We start from the raw sequence: 16,905 nt of genomic DNA, 5'->3' as shown, positions 1-16,905 counted from the left end.
GGCTCGAATGTCGATGAGACGCATGCTAGTCGGATACCAGCCGAAAGCGAGACGAAAGCTTGATGCAAGCGAGACCTAGGTCAGCCGCAGTCGAGACGCGCGTCAGATGGCCGGTCGCGCCGACGCCGGTGCCCGCGAGAAGTGCCGCGCGCCCGCCACGCAGCCCACCACGACCACGGAGACCACAATCATCGCCAGCGGCACCTGTTCGTGCAGCAGCAGCCCCGCAAGCAGCAGGCCGAAGAACGGCTGCAGCAACTGCAATTGTCCGACGCCCGCGATGCCGCCGAGCGCGAGGCCGCGATACCAGAACACAAAGCCGATCAGCATGCTGAAGAGCGACACATAGGCGAGGCCCCAGAGCGACGCGTGACTGACACCCTCGAATGATGCCGGCCGCGTCCACACCGCGAGCGGCAGCATGAGCGGCAGCGACAGCACGAGTGCCCACGAAATCACCTGCCAGCCGCCGAGGTGGCGCGACAGTCGTGCGCCTTCGGCATAACCGAGCCCGCATGCGACGATGGCGGCCAGCATCAGTGCGTCGCCGATCGGTGAGGCATCGAGCCCGTGACGCAAGGCAAACGCCACCACCGCGCCACTACCCAGCGCCGAGAACAGCCAGAACGCCGGTTGCGGACGCTCGCCGCCACGCAGCACGCCGAAGATCGCCGTGGCGAGCGGCAGCAGGCCGACGAACACGATAGCATGCGCCGCGCTCACGTGGCGCAGCGCCAGCGCCGTCAGCAGCGGAAAGCCGACCACCACGCCGAGTGCGACGATCAGCAGCGGAATCAGCTCGCGGCGGGACGGCCGCGCCTGGCGAAATACGAGCAGGAGCAGCAGACCGAGCGTACCGGCGATCGTCGCGCGGGCGACCGTGACGAATAGCGGGTCCAGGCCTTGCACGGCGACGCGCGTGGCCGGCAGCGAGCCGCTGAAGATCAACACCCCGATGAAGCCGCTCAGCCAGCCGTTTGTCGTTTTGTCCATTGGGAAGGTCCGCGCGCGTGGGGAAAGAGACTCATAGCATCCGCTATCTGGCCACCAACAGTAAGGTACGGATCGGTGCAAATCGTCCAAACTGTACCGAGGAATGGGGCGGTACAGCGGTCACATGGCTGGCGATGTGTTCGTCACGGCAACCGGCTCGTGGCAGGGCGAAACAGGCCCACGCCTAAAGTCCCGCCAGGAATCCAACCTGGTAAGAGCCTGTTTCGAATGCTATAACTCAGCGAGTTTGTCCACATGAAGCATCAGGGAAAGGGACAAGACACATGCTGAAAACGCTTGGAACCAGGCTTGGTTTTGCCGTGCTGCTGTACCGAGCGTTTGCTCCGTCTGCAGTGGCGTCATGCACCGGTACTGCTCCGCCCAGCGGGACAGCTGTGGCATGTACGGGAGCCGGCATCCCTGCTGTGGCTGCCCAGACGGGCAGCACGGGCGTAACGATCAATGTCGACTCGACCGCCGTCGGCAATTTTGCGCGGGCTGTGCAGCCGGTGGCTCTGAGCGTCGACGCCGGCAGCGCGATCACGAGCAGCGGCAATCTTTCGCTCACCGGTGGCGGCGGTAGTGGGGGCGCGCGCGGGGCGGTGCTGCTCGGCGTGGGCAGCGCAAACCTGCTCACCAATGCGTCAGCGGGCGTGATCAGCACAACCGGCGCGTTCAACGACGGCATGGCCGCGAACGGCAGCAACAACACGCTGACCAACAACGGTTCGATTACCACCAGCGGCCCCAACGCCTATGGCATGTCCGCGGCGTGGGGGCAGACCAATCTCGGACAGGCCGGCAACATGATCGTGAATACCGGCACGGTGTCCACCTCTGGCAGCAATGCCCGGGCTGCATCGATACTCGGCGGAAGCGGCACCGTCAACAACAGCGGCCAGTTGTCCACGACCGGCGCGGCGGGGCAGACCGTCTACATGCAAGGGAACGCCGATCACCTGATCAACACCGGGACGATTACCGCGAGCGGCGCGACTGCCGGCGGTACTTCGGCTGACGCAGTGTTCTCCAACACCGCAGGCTCGAATTTCACGGCGCTGATCGAGAACCGCGCGGGCGGCCAGATCATCAGTCAGAACGGCTCCGGTATCCGCACGCTGAACGGCAATTCGACGATCATCAACGCGGGGCTCGTGCAAAGCGGCATTGGTACGGCCATTACGATGGGCAATGGCAACGACTCGCTGATCCTGCAAAGCGGCTCGGTCATCAACGGCAGTGCGAACGGCGGCGCCGGCTCCAACACGGTGACCTTGCAAGGGAGCGGGACGGCATCGAACGCATTCACAAACTTCCAGACCTTGCTCATGCAAGGCACGCTGTGGAACTGGACCGGCACCGGCACCTTCACGCTCGCTCACGTGCAGACCGGCACACTGAACCTCACCGGGACACTCGGCACATCGGCGGCGGCGCTCGTCGATGCCGGCTCGACGCTGCAAGCTAATGCGCAGACCCTGCCGCAGAACGTCACGGACAATGGACTGGTCCGCTTTGCGCAAGACAGCGCGGGCACTTATGGCGGCCTGATCTCGGGCACCGGCTCGGTCGAAAAGGCCGGGGCAGGAACATTGACGCTTGCGCCGGCCGCAGCGGGTGGCAACAGCTATTCGGGCGGTACCGTGCTAACTGAAGGGACGCTGTCGGCGTCGGCGGACAACGCGCTTGGCGCGGCGAACGGCGGCGTGACATTCAACGGCGGCACGCTGCAGTTCGGTAGCAGCTTCGACCTCGCCGCGACGCGGGCCATCACGATTGCGGCCGGCGGCGGCACCATCGACACGCAAGACTTCCAGTCGACGATCACGCAGAACATCTCAGGAGCGGGCGCGTTGAACAAGGTCGGCACCGGCATGCTGATTCTCGACGGAGCGAACTCGTACGCCGGTGGCACGACCGTCAGCGCGGGCACGTTGGTAGTAGGCGATGCCGCGAGCCCGGGCGCCGCGCTCGGCGGCGGCGCGACGACGGTCGCGTCCGGTGCGACGCTCGGCGGCTACGGTAGTGTAACCGGCGACGTCACGAACAATGGCACGATCAGCGTCGCCAACGCGCTCGCACAGTTCGACGATCAGCCTAACGGCGCGTTCACCATCAATGGCCAGTTGGTCAACGCCGGTCTCGCGCAAATCGGCAACGCCCGAAGCGTCGGCAACACGCTGACGGTCAGCAACTACGTCGGCCAGAACGGCACGATTTCGCTGGGTGCCGTGCTTGCCGGTGACAACTCGGCATCCGACAAACTTGTTGTCAACGGCGGCAAGGCCACGGGTTCGTCGACGTTGCAGGTCACTAATGTCGGAGGCGCAGGCGCGCCGACGCTCGCTGACGGCATTCAGATCGTGCAGGCAGCGAACGGCGCGACGACGGACCTATCCGCGTTCAGACTGTCCGGCGGCGTGGTCGCGGCCGGTGCGTATGACTATTACCTCGCTAAAGGCGGCGTCACGAACGGCACGTCGGAGAGCTGGTATTTGCGCAATACGGTGCCGCCCGCGCCGAGTACGACGACGGGAACGCCAACGGGAACGCCCCCGACCGGAATACCAGGTGGGACGCCGACGGGCACGCCGCCAACCGGTACGCCGCCTGGGACACCAACAAGCACACAACCGAACCTTCCAATCGCCGCGGCCGGCACGCCGCCGCTTCCAAGCCTGTCGCCGAGCGCCGCACCCATGCCTCTATACCGCCCCGAGGTCGCGATCTATGCCGAGGTCCCAAGTGTCGCGCGTCAGCTCGGCATTCTGCAGGTCGACAACTTTCACGACCGTCAGGGCGAGCAGTCGTTGCTCTCCGAAAACGGCGCCTTGCCCGCTGCATGGGGCCGCGTGTGGGGCGGCCATAGCACGCTGAGTCAAAGCGGCGACGTGAATCCTGAATTCGACGGCTCCGTGGTCGGCGTGCAGGCCGGCCACGACATTTACGCCGACACCACGGCGAGCGGCCAACGCAACCATTTCGGCTTCTTTATCGGCTTCGCGCGCGCAACCGGCGACGTCAGCGGTCTGGCGGACGCCACGCCGAACGCCGACGTCGGGCATCTCGCGATCAACGCATACAGCCTCGGCGGATACTGGACGCACGTCGGCGCCGGCGGCTGGTACACCGACGCGGTCGTGATGGGCAGCTCGCTGGTGGTCGATCCCTCGTCACGCAACGGCATCGCGACGACGACGCACGGCAATGCGGTGACCGGCTCGCTCGAAGGCGGCCTGCCAATCGCCATCGGCTACGGCCTGACGCTCGAACCGCAGGCGCAACTGATCTGGCAGCATCTGTCGATCAACGATCTGAACGACGGCATCTCGACGGTGACGTTCAACAACGGCAATACCTTCGTCGGCCGTTTCGGCGTGCGGCTCGCGGGTCACTACGATGTCGAGCACACGACTTTGCAACCCTACTTGCGCCTGAGCGTATTGCGTTCGTTCGGCAGCGACGACAAGGCGACCTTCGCCGGCGTGACGCCGATCGTGACGACGGTGGGCCAAACCGCCGGGCAGATCGGCGCGGGAGTCGTGGCGAAGCTTACGAAGCAGGGCAGCGCGTTCGCCACCGTCAGTTACGTCACGAATCTTGGTGGCGAACATCAACGGACGATCATCGGCAACGCGGGCGTTCGTTGGGCGTGGTGAGGTCCCGCTTTGCGTGGGATCAAAGTAAGCGCTAAAGCGCTAACTCTGATCGACCGCTTTGCGTGGGATCAAAGTAAGCGCTAAAGCGCTAACTCTGATCGACCGCTTTGCGTGGGATCAAAGTAAGCACTAAAGCGCTAACTCTGATCGACACCGGAGACGAACATGAGCAAACTGACCGCGAAGATCAAGCACCAATTTATGGAGATGCTTCCGCCGACGATCTATTTCTTCGTCATCCTGCATATTGTCGCGATCATGCGCGCGCTGATCAACCGAGGCTACGACGTCACGCTGCCAACGTCGGTCTCCGTGACCATCGCCGCGTTGATTCTCGGCAAGTCGGTGTTGATCGCCAACATGCTGCCGTTCATCAACCGTTTTCCCCGGAAACCGTTGATCTGGAATATCGGCTGGAAGACGGCGATTTATACGCTGGTGGCCTTGATCGTGCACTACCTGGAGCATCTCTATGAATACTGGAAGGAGGCGCCGAGTCTCGCCGCCGCCAACCAGAAGCTGCTCGCCGATCTGAACTGGCCGCATTTCTGGGCCATCCAGATCTTGCTGGTGACCTGGTCGCCAGCTATTGCGTGGTCGCCGAACTGGTCCGCGTGATCGGCCGTGACAAGTTCATGGCGATGTTCTTCGGCCCAATGCCGCCGAAGCCGGCTGGTCAGGCTGCCGGCTAGTTCAGTCGTTGCCGATGGCGCGCCTGAACATTCGCTTGCCAATGTGCCGAACTTACTTGCACAGCAGAAGCAAGCGTTCCTGATCCGTACACGTCGGACGCGGTTTCGGCGCGGCCTGTTGGACCGCCGTGGCGTTCATCGCGGCGCTCTTGTTCACGAGACACGCGCGCAGATGCTTCTCGACCGGTGAGTAGTATTTCCACCCGCGCACGAGAGGCGGCAACTCCAGCTTCACCTGCTTCCATTTCGGATGCCCGTGCTCCTGAAGATTGTCGAAGTTGGCGCATAGCGAATCAGCAAAGCGATTCAGATTGCCGACGGTATCGCGCAGGCCATAGTCGTACGTGACGAGAAACGCCTTGACGGTCAGCGCGGGCACGTCTTCCTTCAGCCAGGTCGGATAGCTGGCCGCGCGAATCGTCGTCGGGAAATAGGTTTGTTTGGCGCGGGTGGTTTCGGGCGCGGCCGGATCGGCCCTTAGAAGGCGGATCTGCTGCAACAGGTCGGGGTTCATGTCGTTGAACAGTTTCGCCGGCTGTCCGACCACGATGATCGCAACGTCCACTTTCTTGACGATCAACGCGGCCAGCGCGTCTTCGTTGCTGAGATGCTGGATGTTCTGCTCAGGAATTGCCTGACCGAACATCAGGTGATAGAGCGTCGTGGCCGACTGCGCGGTGCCGCTGCCGATCAGGCCGACACTGATGCTTTTGTCCTTGATATCAGCGAGGGTTTTCAGCGGCGAGTCCGCGCGCACCACGACGTTGATTTCCTCGTCGTAGAGCGGCATGATGAGCCGCAGCGGCCGGATTGCCGTGCCGGCATCGGCATTGCCGGCGTTGGCCATGTCGATGTAAGCCTGGTACACGTCGGATTGCACGAGCGCCAGTTTCACGCCCGGCTCGAAGCGCATGCGTTGCACGTTTTCAGCGGAGCCCTTAGAGGCCATTACTTCCAGGTCGATGCCCGCTGGTTGCGCAACCCATTTCGACAGATCCTGGCCGATCTGAATATACGTACCCCGTTCCGGACCGGTGACGATCTTGTAGTGCGCCGGCTCCGCACAGGCCAGTGAAGATGCGACCATCAGCGCCAGCCCCAGCCATCCCGCCAGAAGTCTCTTCAGCATGGTCTATCTACCTATCGGTCAGGTTCGTACGACTTCGCGCGTCGACGCGCGTGAAGCACCAGTGAGCCGGATTGCCATGTCATGTTCTATGTGCCGCGCCCGCCACGTCCGTCTGTTACCTCTCAAACGATACGCGCTGACGTGCGCGATTTTCGGGCGGATTGTTTATACGATTCGGTATCCAGATTATCTGTCACTGGCTCGGTGAACCACCCGCGGAGGGCTTCGCGGCATTCGTCGCCGGACGTTTCCAGCCGGAGTCCTTGATGGCGCGTTCGCGTGCCTCGACGCTGTTGCCCTCCGGCGTCGCGGCGGCGGAACGCGGGGCGCCCACCACGACTTCGCTGTTCGGGGGCGTGCCTTTGGGCAACGGCGTCTGTAGCTGAACCGCCTGCTGCGACGAGGCTGCGGCTTGCGCTTGCGCCGACGCTTTGGCTTGTGGCGGCGTGCCTGCCGCGGCGCGCGGGTTGAGCGGCGCCCAGCCGGTCTCGCGAATCACGCGTTCAAGAATGGACTTCGCCGTGTCGTTGCCGGTATCGATCGCGAGCGCTTCGTTGGCGTGTTGACGTGCGCAAGGCCACGACTGCTGCGCGGCGCAAGTTTGCGCTGCTTGCAACGCGGCGTCGCGGCGGGCGGCCAGCGACTTCAATTCTGCCGCGAGGTCTTGTGCGTCGGAACTGCCCGGTTGCATCGTTTGCGCGGCGCCGAGCGCGGCTTGTGCCGCGGAGAGATCGTTGGCGCGGAAAGCGAGGCGCGCCGCCTGCAAAGCTTGCGCGGCATCGCGGAACTGTGGCGCGGGTTTGGCGGGCGCAGCGGCCACCGGTGGCGCGATGGGCGTCGCCGGCATCGCCTGTACCGGCCTGGCGGGATTGACGGGCACGGCGGGTTTGCCCGCGGTGGCAGCCTGGTTGGTGGACTGAGCCGGCGAATACAGTGCGATCGTGCCCGTCGTCGTTCTGGCGTCCTGAGTAGTTTCGGTTTCAGCCGACTGGTCGCTACTGCCGCTCAATGAATCGCGATCGCTGAATAGCGCATATCCGACATACGCCAGGCCGATTACGACAACTGCGCCGATGGCATAGAGCACCTTGCGAAGCGGGATTGCGCCGTGAGCCGCCGCATTGGGCAGCGCATGAAGATGCGGAATCGGCGCATCCGGTGAAACGAGTGCGGACGCAGGCATCACTGCCTCGCCACGAGCGGGTTCGCTCGCGAACGCGGCACGCGTCGTGGGGTCGGTCTCGTCGGCTGTCGCCGCGTCGAGGCTGTTCTCGAGGCTGTTCTTTTGCGCGGCTTTATTCATGGCGCTGGCGCGGCTGCCGGGAATCACTGTGCGCTTGTGCGGACCCGCGTCGAGTGGATGGACCGCGCCGCAATATGGGCAATAGTCGACTTGCCGGTACAGTGCGCCGCCACACCGCTTGCAAGGCGTTGGAAAACTATGTCCGAGTAGTGTCTGGGTGGACATGCTGTGGACCCACCTTTGGAAAACGATGCCATTACGGCATGTTCCGGATCATGTTGAAGCGGGAGCAATGTCCGCGGAAATCACAATCCACATGCGCCGGAGAGTCATTGCGGCAAGGCCACGCTTGCGATGCCGCTGGTTGCAATATGTGGCGTTTCAGTGAGAACGTCAATCGCCGTTGCTACCTAGGTTATGTGCGCTAGCGCACATTTGCAGGTACGACGAAATACCCCCTATATCGGCAGGACGAACGGGCGTGAAGGTTTTTTCACACCATTCGAAGGGCGCTGAAAATAGAACGAGGTCGGCGCGCGTGGCGTCCGACCTCGTCATTTAAGCGCTTGCATCAAGCGCCTGAGAAAAGCGGGAAAATAATCAGTGCTTGCGTAGCGGATGATCCTTCAGCAGCCATGCGAGCGCGAACGCCAGCACCACCACGCACGCAGCCGAAAGGTACACCGTGTGCAACGCGCCCGCGAATGCTTGCAGATAATCGTCGCGCAACGCTTGCGGCAACTCGTGGATCGCGGCAGGTCCGAGCGCGTGCGGCAATTCGGTGTCGGGCGGGATCAGCTTTTCGAGGCGCGCGGCGAGACCGTTGGAGAACACAGCGCCGAAGCTCGCCACGCCGATCGAACCACCGATCGAGCGGAACAGCGTCGCGCCCGAAGTCGCCACGCCCATATGCTTGAACTCCACGGTGTTCTGCACCGCGAGAATCAGCACCTGCATCACCATGCCAAGCCCGCAGCCGAGAATGCCCATGTCGAGATACATCACATGAATCGGCGTGCTGATCTGCAGGCGTGCGAGCAACAGCATTGCGACCGCCACGAGAAACGTGCCCGCGATCGGGAACATGCGGTACTTGCCGATCTTGCTGATCACCCGGCCGGTCACCATCGACATCAGGAACAGGCCGCCCATCATCGGCAGCATTTGCATGCCGGCTTCCGATGGCGTCGAACCTTTGACCACCTGCAAATACAGCGGCAGGAACGTCACCGAGCCGAACAGCGATACGCCGATGATGAAGCCGATCAGGCTGCTCAGCAAAAACGTACGCTGTTTGAAGAGTTCGAGCGGCATGATCGGTTCGACCGCGCTGCGTTCTTCGTGAATGAAACCCCAGATCGCCACGAGGCCCATGCCCAGCGTGAACCAGAGTTGCGGCGACGACCACGGCAGGATCGTGCCGCCCTGGCTCGTGAACAGGATGATGCAGGTGAGGGCGCCGGCGAGAAACGCGGCGCCCATGTAATCGATGGTGTGCTTCACGTGGCGAACGTGCGGCCTGAAGACCGCGCCGATCACGACGAGCGAAATGATGCCGAGCGGCAGATTGATGTAGAAGATCCAGCGCCACGTCAGGTGCTCGACGAGAAAGCCGCCGAGCAGCGGGCCGATCACGGTCGCAAGACCGAACACACCGCCGAACACGCCCTGGTAGCGACCGCGTTCAGCCGGCGGAATCACGTCGGCGATGGCGGCCATCGTCACCACGAGCAAACCGCCGCCGCCGAGACCTTGCAGCGCGCGCAGCACGATGAGCTGCGTCATGTCCTGCGCGATACCGCACAGCGCGGAGCCGACCAGGAACACGATGATCGCCGTCTGCAGCACGATCTTGCGGCCGAACAGGTCGCCGAACTTGCCGTACAGCGGCACGACGACGGTCGAGCTGAGCAGGTAGGCGGTCACCACCCATGACAGATTATTGAGCCCGCCCAGTTCGCCGACGATGGTCGGCAGCGCCGTCGAGACGATCGTCTGATCGAGCGCGGCGAGCAGCATGACCAGCAGCAGTGCCGGAAACAGCAGGCGGATCGGCGGGTGATCGGCTGCCTGCGCGCTCGCCTGCGCGTGGGCCTGCGTCAGCTCGGCGGGTTGTGTCGTGGTCGATTGGTCCATGGCATCACGGGTTGAAATTAATTAATTCAGAGATTAATATATGCGACATCGCGTCACCAGTCAATTTGAAGGCAATGGCAAGGATTCCGTCCGATGGTCGAAGGGTGAAAAACACGGTGCCTGACACGGCTGCCGTGAAGGTTCGCAAGGCGCGCTCCGCGCCGAGCCACGCCGTTGAAACCCTCTCAGGCGCGCTGTCGGTAAAACCGGAGGCGGCCGCCGCACCCGCGCGGCGGCCAGGCAGGCCTTCAGGCGCCGCGCGCGGACCGGAGCAGCGCAACCGCTTGCTCGATGCCGCGCTCGTGCTGTTCGCGCGGCAGGGCATCGTCGACACCACGCTTGGGGAGATCGCCCGCGAGGCCGGTTTCACGCCGGCGATGATGCATTACTACTTCAAGACGCGCGATCAACTGCTCGACGTGCTGATCGACGAACGTTTCGCGCCGCTGCGCGCGGGGCTCGGCGTGCCGTTCCAGGAAAATCCCGACGATCCGGTCGCGGCGATCACGCAACTCGCACAGCGACTGGTGCAGGTGGCGGCCGACCATCCGTGGTTTCCGTCGCTGTGGGTGCGCGAAGTGATCAGCGACGGCGGTCTGTTGCGTCAGCGCATGCACGAGCGCTTCGGCAACGCGCATCAGAAGGCGTCGCTGTCAGCCATTGCCCGCTGGCAGAAAGAAGGGCGCTTGAACGCCGGACTGGAACCCGCGCTCGTATTCGTCACGCTGCTAGGGCTGACGATTTTGCCGCTGGCCACGTCGAAGCTGTGGTGCAACGATCCCGTGCGTCGTAATATCGGCGGCGAGGAGATTGCGCGGCATGCCGTGGCCTTGCTGCTGCAGGGCATTGGTCCGAAGAAAGCCGATTGATGGCCGATTGATGGCCGCTGCTCGCTGAACCGCGCTGGCGTCACACGGAACGCGATCATCCATCGCCGCGTCGCGATCACCCCGCCTTACGCTTTGCGTTTTTCCTTCCACGCCTCATAAGCGGCTTTGGTCGTTTCGTTCGGCGGGTAAGTGCCGGGCAAGGCGGCACCGTCACGAATCCGCTCGGTGAGAAACGCTTCGAGTTGCTCCTGTTCGGCAGCGGCTTGCGCGACCTCTACCGCCATTTTCAAAGGAATCACCACCACACCGTCCGCATCGCCGACGATCACGTCGCCTGGAAACACCGCGACGCCGCCGCAGCCGATCGGCACATTGATATCCACCGCGTGATGGCGAATCAGATTGGGCGGCGCGCTCGCGCCCGCGCAAAACACGGGGATGCCGAGCGCCGCGATCGTCGTGCTGTCTCGCACCGGGCCGTCGGACACCATGCCCGCCACGCCGCGAACCTTCAAGCGTTGCGTCAGGATCGAACCGAACGACGCGCTGCCACGCTCACCGCGGCAATCCTGCACGAGCACATGGCCGGCCGGAATCGTTTCGACACATTTGCGCTGGGCGTACTCGGGATCGGCGAAGAGTTCGAGCACGTCGATGTCTTCCCGCGACGGAATGTTGCGCAGCGTGAACGCCGGCCCGACCAGGTTCGCGCCGCTGTGCGCGGCGAGCGGCGCGACGCCCTGCATGAACGTATTGCGCAGGCCGCGCTTGAACAATTGAGTCGTCAGCGTGGCGGTGCTGACCTGGCGAAGGGCTTCGAGCGTGGCGGAGTCGAGATCGAACATGGTGTCGGGCGGCCTCAAGGTGGGAAGCGGAAAACGGGGCATGGCAAGCCCATGACGCGCGGCGCCGCAACGGCGCAATGCCCGATGCGGTGCGCCCACGATGATAGCGCCCCGCGCAGCCAGTTCAGCAAGGCCCCGCGCCGCGCCGCATTCGTCCGACGCCGAAGCCGGCGAGGCACGCAACGTGCTACTGATGGGTTGGATGTAAATGCGGGCGGCATCAACACAGGTCGCCGGCTTTGCAAAAGAACAGGAATGTGAATAGAGGCGCCAGGCGGGAAGGGCCGTGCCAATGGGGTTTGCACGAGCCGCCGCGGCGAATCGGGAGTCGGCATCGGTCAGCCATGACTGTGGCGCCGAGGGCCGGTTTTTCATTGGCGTGCAATTTTGGCGCGTTACTGTGCGCGCGTTGGTGCTCGGGCCATGTTTTACAATCTTGGGCCTGTGTGCAACTCGGCGTACGAAATCGAGTCGGAACCATGAACAGCAATATCGCAGCCGCGCAAATCGGCGGCAAGCAGCAGGGCGAAACGTTGGCCAAGTCGGACGGCCTAACCGGTTTTTTTGAGCAACAACGGAAAATGAACGGAGCATTGAGACTCGATCAGGCCACGATCGTGCTCGTAGAAGACGACCCGGACAGCCGGGAATCGTTGACCCTATTACTCGAAGCGGAAGGCGCGCATGTCGTCGCTGTGGCGGATGCGGAAGAGGGCGTGGAGGCGGCGCTGCGGTTATTGCCCGACGCCGTGGTGTGCGATCTGGAACTGCCCGCCATGGACGGTTTCTACCTGATCCAGCGCCTGCGCGACCACGAGATTCGCGGCGACCACCCGCCGTCGGTGGCGGTGGCGCTCACCGGCCACACTGACGACGCTTACCGCTTACGCAGCATCGGCGAAGGCTTCCAGCATTTCATGACCAAGCCGGCTTTGCCCGATGACCTCGTGACGCTGCTGCACGACGCGATCCACGCTCGCGCGGCGGGCTGAATCAGGGCTTCGAGCTAACCCACGGATTCGCGGCACGACTTGACAGTCGCGCCGTGAGACGGCTGGATCGTCAGATGCCTGGCTTGATGGCAAAGCAGGGTCGAGTGCGGTTTGCGCATGTTGCCGTTCGTTGCCGCTACTTGACGGCGGCGACAGGCGTTCCCGAATCCTTGCTCGACGCCGCCGCTTCCAACGCCTGGCAGGCAGAACACAATCCCTTCAATTCGATTTCATCGCTCGCGAGACGGTAGCCCGAGTCTTCGATTTGTGCGACGAGTGCCTGGCGCAGTTTTGGCTGATGCAATTCGGTGACGTTGCCGCATTGCTGGCACACCACCAGGATGCCGTGCTGGCATTGCGTCAGATCGTGGCAGACGGTGAAGGCATTGATCGATTCGATCCGATGCACGAGCCCCGCCGAGAGCAGAAAGTCCAGCGCCCGGTACACCGTGGGCGGCGCCGAGCCGGGATGGATCTGGCGCATCTCGTCGAGCAGTGAATACGCTTTGGTGGCGCGCCCGGAATTCAGCAGCAATTCGAGCACTTTGCGACGGATCGGCGTGAGTTTTTCGCCGCGTTCGCGGCAATATTCTTCCGCGAGTGTCAGTGCGGCTTCCTGCGAAACACCGTGCGTGTGCCCCGGCTCATCGGAATGAGCGGAGGCGGCAGAGGTGGCTTTGTCGGCGGTCGCGGCGGGCTTGGCGGTCTTCATGCGTCGATTATAAAGGCCATCGCGTCTTGCCGTGCCGGCGCGCGAAGCGCGTGGCCGCCGCCTTGGCTATGCGCGGCATGATCGAGCGGTAGCGCGCGTGGCCAGAGCACGGGCCGCGCGCGGCCCGATGGCTCAAGTCAGCGGGAAGTCGACGTACTTCTTGAACCCCGTGCGCGTCGCAATACGCGAATACCAGCGCTCCAGATTCGGCAGCGGCGGCCGCGCCACGCCGTCCAGCCCGAACCAGCGTTTGGCGTAAGCGCCGATCACGATGTCGGCCAGCGTGAACTTCTCGCCTTCAAGGAAGAAACGTCCTTGCAGATGCGTGTCCAGCATGCGCCACAGCGCGGTGACGGCGTCGAAGTCGGTGGCGAGTTTGGCGGCGTCGCGCTCGGCGGCCGGCGTGCGCACGAGCGCCCAGAATACTGGTCGTTCGGCGGGTTGCAGCGTGGACAGCGACCAGTCCAGCCAGCGGTCGATGCTGGCGCGCGATGCCGGCTCCGACGGATACAACAGACTGCCTTCGCCGTACTGCGTCACGAGATAACGCAGGATCGAGTTCGATTCCCACAGCACGAAGTCGTCGTCGACCAGCGTCGGGATCTTGCCGGTCGGGTTCATCGCGAGATAGTCGGCTTCGTTGTTACGGCCGAATTGCAGGCCGGCGTCGATACGGTCATACGGCAGCACCAGCTCATCGCAGCACCACAACACTTTCTGGACGTTGACCGAATTGGCGCGTCCCCAGATCGTAATCATCCGGTAAATCCTTTTCTTTACGTTGGTAAGCCGCGCCGGTCGCGCGGCGTTCAGCCAGTAACGATACACGATGCGCGTGATTTTGCGCGCCGCCGGGCGGCAGCCGGCCGGGCCGAACATAACGGGAAGCGCGTCTGAAAGCGACGCCCCGGCAGGCATTCGGCAATGCGCGCGCGTTGCGTACAATGAGCCCACCCGAATCCGACGAGGCACGCATGGCCCGCATTGTTCCCGACGACTGGAAGAGCCTCGCCGCCACCGGCGCGGCGGCCCGCGAACGCGAAACGCTGGCGTTGCTCGAAGAGGCCCTGCCGGATGGCTACACCGTCTATCACGGCGTGCACTGGACGCGCCTGAACCAGAACTTCTCGGTGTTCGGCGAAGCCGATTTCGTGATCGTCAGCCCGGCTGGGCGCGTGATGATCGTCGAACAGAAAACCGGCTTTCTGCGCGAAACGCCGAAAGGGCTCGTCAAGGTCTATCTGCAGACCGAGCGCAATGTGGCGATCGCGCTCGCGCACACCATCGAAAGTCTGCATCGGCGCTTTACCGCGGCGTTTGGCGCGGGCACGTATTTCGTCGAGGAACTGCTGTACTGTCCGGATCACATCGTCAAGGACGCGGCAATCGCCGGCGTGAATCCCGCGCGTATCGTCGATGCAACGCGTAAAGACCGGCTCGCGGCGATCATCCGCGAAGCCTTGCCGGCCGACGAACCGCGCCTTGCCTGCGCGCCGAAAATCCACCACTTTCTCGCCGACGAGTTGGCGCTCACGCCCGACGCGAGCGCGCTGGTCGGGCAAGCAGGCACGCTGGTCACGCGGCTCGCGGGCGGTCTCGCGACATGGGCGCGCCGGCTCGAGTTCGCGCCGTTCCGGCTGCGCGTGATCGGCACGGCCGGCTCCGGCAAGACACAACTCGCGGTGCAGGTCATGAAGGACGCGGTGGCGCGCGGCCAGCGTCCGTTATACGTGTGCTTCAACCGGCCGCTGGCGGATCACATCGCACGGGTCGCGCCGCCCGAGGCGAAGGTAGCGAACTATCACCAGCTGTGCGACTGGATCGCGCGCGACGCGGGCCGCGAACCCGATTTCCAGGCGGGCGATGTGTTCGACCAGCTCGAAACCACTTTCGCCGAAACGCCGATCGATCCGCGCTGGCAATTCGACGTGCTGATCGTCGACGAAGGCCAGGACTTCCAGCAGCCGTGGGTCGCCGCGCTCGAACGTCTGTTGCGCCCCGGCGCCGCGTGGTGGTGGCTCGAAGACCCGCTGCAGAATCTGTACATGCGTGAACCCGTCGCGCTACCTGGCTGGACCACGCTGAAGGAAACCACCAACTATCGCAGCCCGCGCGACATTCTCGATTACGTGCGCGACGTGGTCGGCGCTTCGGTGCCGGTCGCCGCGGCGCTCGCGTCGGGCAGTCCGTTCGACGGCTCCGATATTTCGCTCTCGGTCTACGACGAAGCGAATGCCGCCGAAGGCAGCATCGAGGCCACCAAGCGTGCGATCACGCAGGCGCTCTCGCTCGGCTTTCGCAAGCAGGACATCGTGGTGCTGTCGTTTCGCGGCCGCGAGGGCTCGGCGATGAGCACGCTGGATCACCTCGGGCCGCATCGGCTGCGCAGTTTCACGGGCAAGTACGATTTGTTCGGCAACCCCGAATACCGCGAAGGCGACGTGCTGTTCGAGTCGATCTACCGCTTCAAGGGACAGGCGGCGCCGTGCGTGATATTCACCGAGGTCGACTTCGAGACTTTCGACGAACGCATCGCGCGCAAGCTGTTCGTCGGCGCCACGCGCGCAACGATGAAGCTGATCGTCGTCGCGTCGCAGCGGGCCGCGCGGCATCTGCACTTGCGCGACGGCAAGGAGATCAAGGAAGCGAAAGAAGTCTAGCGCTCAGGCGCTCAGGTCCACGCGCGCGCGCCGACCAGCATGCCGGTTTGCGTGGCCGCGTCCCACCAGATCACGCGCAAGAGCGGCGCTTGCTGCGCGATCAGCAGCGCCTGCACCGGATCGCTCTCGATGAAATGCGTGACGCCGCCGCGCAGTGCGGCCGCGGCCTTGTGCGCGGCGCTGCCGGCGGGACTTTCATCGTGCGTGTCGGGCGTGCGCATCACCAGTTGCAGATGGCCGAAGCCGTGCCGCGTCAACCACGTTTCGGTGCGCGCGCGATCCACTTCCGGCCGGCCGGTGATGATCGTGCGAACCCGCTGCAAGTCGATCTCCGGCAGCACCTCGAACGGCAGCAGCGCATCGCGTTCGGCGAGCGCGCCGGCCAGATCCTCGTCGTAACGCGCGAGCGGCACGTCGGGCAGCAGAATGCCGTCGAGGTCGATCGCGTAGGTGGCGTATTCGTGATCGTCGGCCATCGCGGGCGCGGCGCCTGATTCGACGCGTGCCCAGTCGTCGCGATAACGCTCGGTGTACGCCTGGCGCTCCCACGGAAACAGCGCGAAGTAGCCGCGCGCGTCGATTGCATAGTCGGGTTGCGTGCGGCTCAGGTCGTCGACGGCGCCGGTCAGCGTCCTGACCACGAGACCGTGCTGCTGAAGAAACACGATGCAATCGGTCAGCGTAAAACCGCGCCCGGCGATGTCCTCGCACAGCAGCACGGTCGAGCCCGCGGGCGGCATCGGCAGCGTCGAATCCCAGGCCACCGTGCGCGCCTGGCGGTCGTAGCGCAGAAAGGCGACCGGCGTTCCGACGGCATGCGAGACCATCAGCGCGAGCGGCGCGCCGCCGCGCAGAATGCCGATCGCCATCGTGAAGCGCTCCGCCAGCAAGGCAGGCTGCAGCGATTCGATCCAGTGATCGAGTTGTTCGTACGTCAGGGGCAAAACCGGCTTGTTCATGACTCGTGGGGCGTCGCGTGGCGCGGGTGGGGCGAGCGTCTCTGGCGCGGCCGCG

12 protein-coding genes and 1 pseudogene are annotated in these 16,905 nt (G+C 64.0%); 5 read left to right on the top strand and 8 right to left on the bottom strand.

Annotated features, from left to right (window positions below; translation table 11 throughout):
* Nucleotides 1-102: 102 nt before the first annotated feature.
* Nucleotides 103-993: a DMT family transporter gene (locus P0D73_RS24320; RefSeq protein ID WP_408178410.1), complete on the bottom strand. Its 891-nt coding sequence runs from the start codon at nucleotides 991-993 to the stop codon at nucleotides 103-105.
* 284 nt (nucleotides 994-1,277) lie between these two features.
* On the opposite strand from P0D73_RS24320, the gene P0D73_RS24315 reads away from it, so the two are divergent.
* Both P0D73_RS24315 and P0D73_RS24310 read left to right on the top strand, forming a co-directional pair.
* A complete protein-coding gene (locus P0D73_RS24315; protein ID WP_408433086.1) occupies nucleotides 1,278-4,652 on the top strand; it encodes an autotransporter outer membrane beta-barrel domain-containing protein in 3,375 nt (1,124 codons plus the stop codon).
* A gap of 165 nt (nucleotides 4,653-4,817) precedes the next feature.
* Nucleotides 4,818-5,344 (top strand): annotated as a pseudogene (locus P0D73_RS24310) (hypothetical protein).
* Between the two features lie 52 nt (nucleotides 5,345-5,396).
* Here P0D73_RS24310 and P0D73_RS24305 read toward each other — a convergent pair.
* The 3 genes from P0D73_RS24305 to P0D73_RS24295 form a co-directional block, all read right to left on the bottom strand.
* Entirely contained in the window at nucleotides 5,397-6,473 is a 1,077-nt protein-coding gene (locus tag P0D73_RS24305; protein ID WP_132382882.1) for a TAXI family TRAP transporter solute-binding subunit, read from the bottom strand.
* Nucleotides 6,474-6,666: 193 nt separating this feature from the next.
* Nucleotides 6,667-7,941: a zinc ribbon domain-containing protein gene (locus tag P0D73_RS24300; RefSeq protein ID WP_408286025.1), complete on the bottom strand. Its 1,275-nt coding sequence runs from the start codon at nucleotides 7,939-7,941 to the stop codon at nucleotides 6,667-6,669.
* A 375-nt stretch (nucleotides 7,942-8,316) separates the two neighbouring features.
* Entirely contained in the window at nucleotides 8,317-9,852 is a 1,536-nt protein-coding gene (locus P0D73_RS24295; RefSeq protein WP_408433084.1) for an MDR family MFS transporter, read from the bottom strand.
* Nucleotides 9,853-9,926: 74 nt separating this feature from the next.
* Between P0D73_RS24295 and P0D73_RS24290 the strand changes: the two genes are divergently transcribed.
* A complete protein-coding gene (locus P0D73_RS24290) occupies nucleotides 9,927-10,721 on the top strand; it encodes a TetR/AcrR family transcriptional regulator (protein WP_408433082.1) in 795 nt (264 codons plus the stop codon).
* A gap of 86 nt (nucleotides 10,722-10,807) precedes the next feature.
* On the opposite strand, the gene P0D73_RS24285 is transcribed toward P0D73_RS24290, so the two are convergent.
* The gene (locus P0D73_RS24285) at nucleotides 10,808-11,527 is read right to left on the bottom strand and encodes a ribonuclease activity regulator RraA (protein WP_408286132.1); all 720 of its coding nucleotides are present in this window, start codon (nucleotides 11,525-11,527) and stop codon (nucleotides 10,808-10,810) included.
* A gap of 479 nt (nucleotides 11,528-12,006) precedes the next feature.
* On the opposite strand from P0D73_RS24285, the gene P0D73_RS24280 reads away from it, so the two are divergent.
* Entirely contained in the window at nucleotides 12,007-12,519 is a 513-nt protein-coding gene (locus P0D73_RS24280) for a response regulator (protein WP_408178404.1), read from the top strand.
* A gap of 136 nt (nucleotides 12,520-12,655) precedes the next feature.
* Here the strand turns inward: P0D73_RS24280 and P0D73_RS24275 are convergent, their stop codons facing one another.
* Nucleotides 12,656-13,231 carry a Fur family transcriptional regulator gene (locus tag P0D73_RS24275; protein ID WP_132382892.1) on the bottom strand — a complete coding sequence of 192 codons (576 nt, stop codon included), beginning with the start codon at nucleotides 13,229-13,231 and terminating at the stop codon, nucleotides 12,656-12,658.
* A gap of 132 nt (nucleotides 13,232-13,363) precedes the next feature.
* Complete coding sequence (locus tag P0D73_RS24270) at nucleotides 13,364-13,990, bottom strand: glutathione S-transferase family protein (RefSeq protein WP_408178402.1); 627 nt, start codon at nucleotides 13,988-13,990, stop codon at nucleotides 13,364-13,366.
* A 215-nt stretch (nucleotides 13,991-14,205) separates the two neighbouring features.
* Between P0D73_RS24270 and P0D73_RS24265 the strand changes: the two genes are divergently transcribed.
* Nucleotides 14,206-15,891: an ATP-binding domain-containing protein gene (locus tag P0D73_RS24265; RefSeq protein ID WP_408433079.1), complete on the top strand. Its 1,686-nt coding sequence runs from the start codon at nucleotides 14,206-14,208 to the stop codon at nucleotides 15,889-15,891.
* An 11-nt stretch (nucleotides 15,892-15,902) separates the two neighbouring features.
* Here P0D73_RS24265 and P0D73_RS24260 read toward each other — a convergent pair whose 3' ends face one another.
* Entirely contained in the window at nucleotides 15,903-16,850 is a 948-nt protein-coding gene (locus P0D73_RS24260) for a phosphoribosyltransferase (RefSeq protein ID WP_408433077.1), read from the bottom strand.
* Nucleotides 16,851-16,905: the final 55 nt, after the last annotated feature.

Source organism: Paraburkholderia sp. RL18-101-BIB-B (assembly GCF_046026985.1).
Taxonomy (GTDB): domain Bacteria; phylum Pseudomonadota; class Gammaproteobacteria; order Burkholderiales; family Burkholderiaceae; genus Paraburkholderia.
Note: the sequence above shows the minus strand (reverse complement) of the source record. Positions and strands in the feature narration are given on the sequence as shown.

Bases quoted from the DNA above. Each gene is read 5' to 3' on its own strand.
- P0D73_RS24320 (WP_408178410.1), bottom strand. From the start codon at position 993: ATGGACAAAACGACAAACGGCTGGCTGAGCGGCTTCATCGGGGTGTTG.
- P0D73_RS24315 (WP_408433086.1), top strand. From the start codon at position 1,278: ATGCTGAAAACGCTTGGAACCAGGCTTGGTTTTGCCGTGCTGCTGTAC.
- P0D73_RS24305 (WP_132382882.1), bottom strand. From the start codon at position 6,473: ATGCTGAAGAGACTTCTGGCGGGATGGCTGGGGCTGGCGCTGATGGTC.
- P0D73_RS24300 (WP_408286025.1), bottom strand. From the start codon at position 7,941: ATGTCCACCCAGACACTACTCGGACATAGTTTTCCAACGCCTTGCAAG.
- P0D73_RS24295 (WP_408433084.1), bottom strand. From the start codon at position 9,852: ATGGACCAATCGACCACGACACAACCCGCCGAGCTGACGCAGGCCCAC.
- P0D73_RS24290 (WP_408433082.1), top strand. From the start codon at position 9,927: ATGGCAAGGATTCCGTCCGATGGTCGAAGGGTGAAAAACACGGTGCCT.
- P0D73_RS24285 (WP_408286132.1), bottom strand. From the start codon at position 11,527: ATGTTCGATCTCGACTCCGCCACGCTCGAAGCCCTTCGCCAGGTCAGC.
- P0D73_RS24280 (WP_408178404.1), top strand. From the start codon at position 12,007: ATGAACAGCAATATCGCAGCCGCGCAAATCGGCGGCAAGCAGCAGGGC.
- P0D73_RS24275 (WP_132382892.1), bottom strand. From the start codon at position 13,231: ATGAAGACCGCCAAGCCCGCCGCGACCGCCGACAAAGCCACCTCTGCC.
- P0D73_RS24270 (WP_408178402.1), bottom strand. From the start codon at position 13,990: ATGATTACGATCTGGGGACGCGCCAATTCGGTCAACGTCCAGAAAGTG.
- P0D73_RS24265 (WP_408433079.1), top strand. From the start codon at position 14,206: ATGGCCCGCATTGTTCCCGACGACTGGAAGAGCCTCGCCGCCACCGGC.
- P0D73_RS24260 (WP_408433077.1), bottom strand. From the start codon at position 16,850: ATGAACAAGCCGGTTTTGCCCCTGACGTACGAACAACTCGATCACTGG.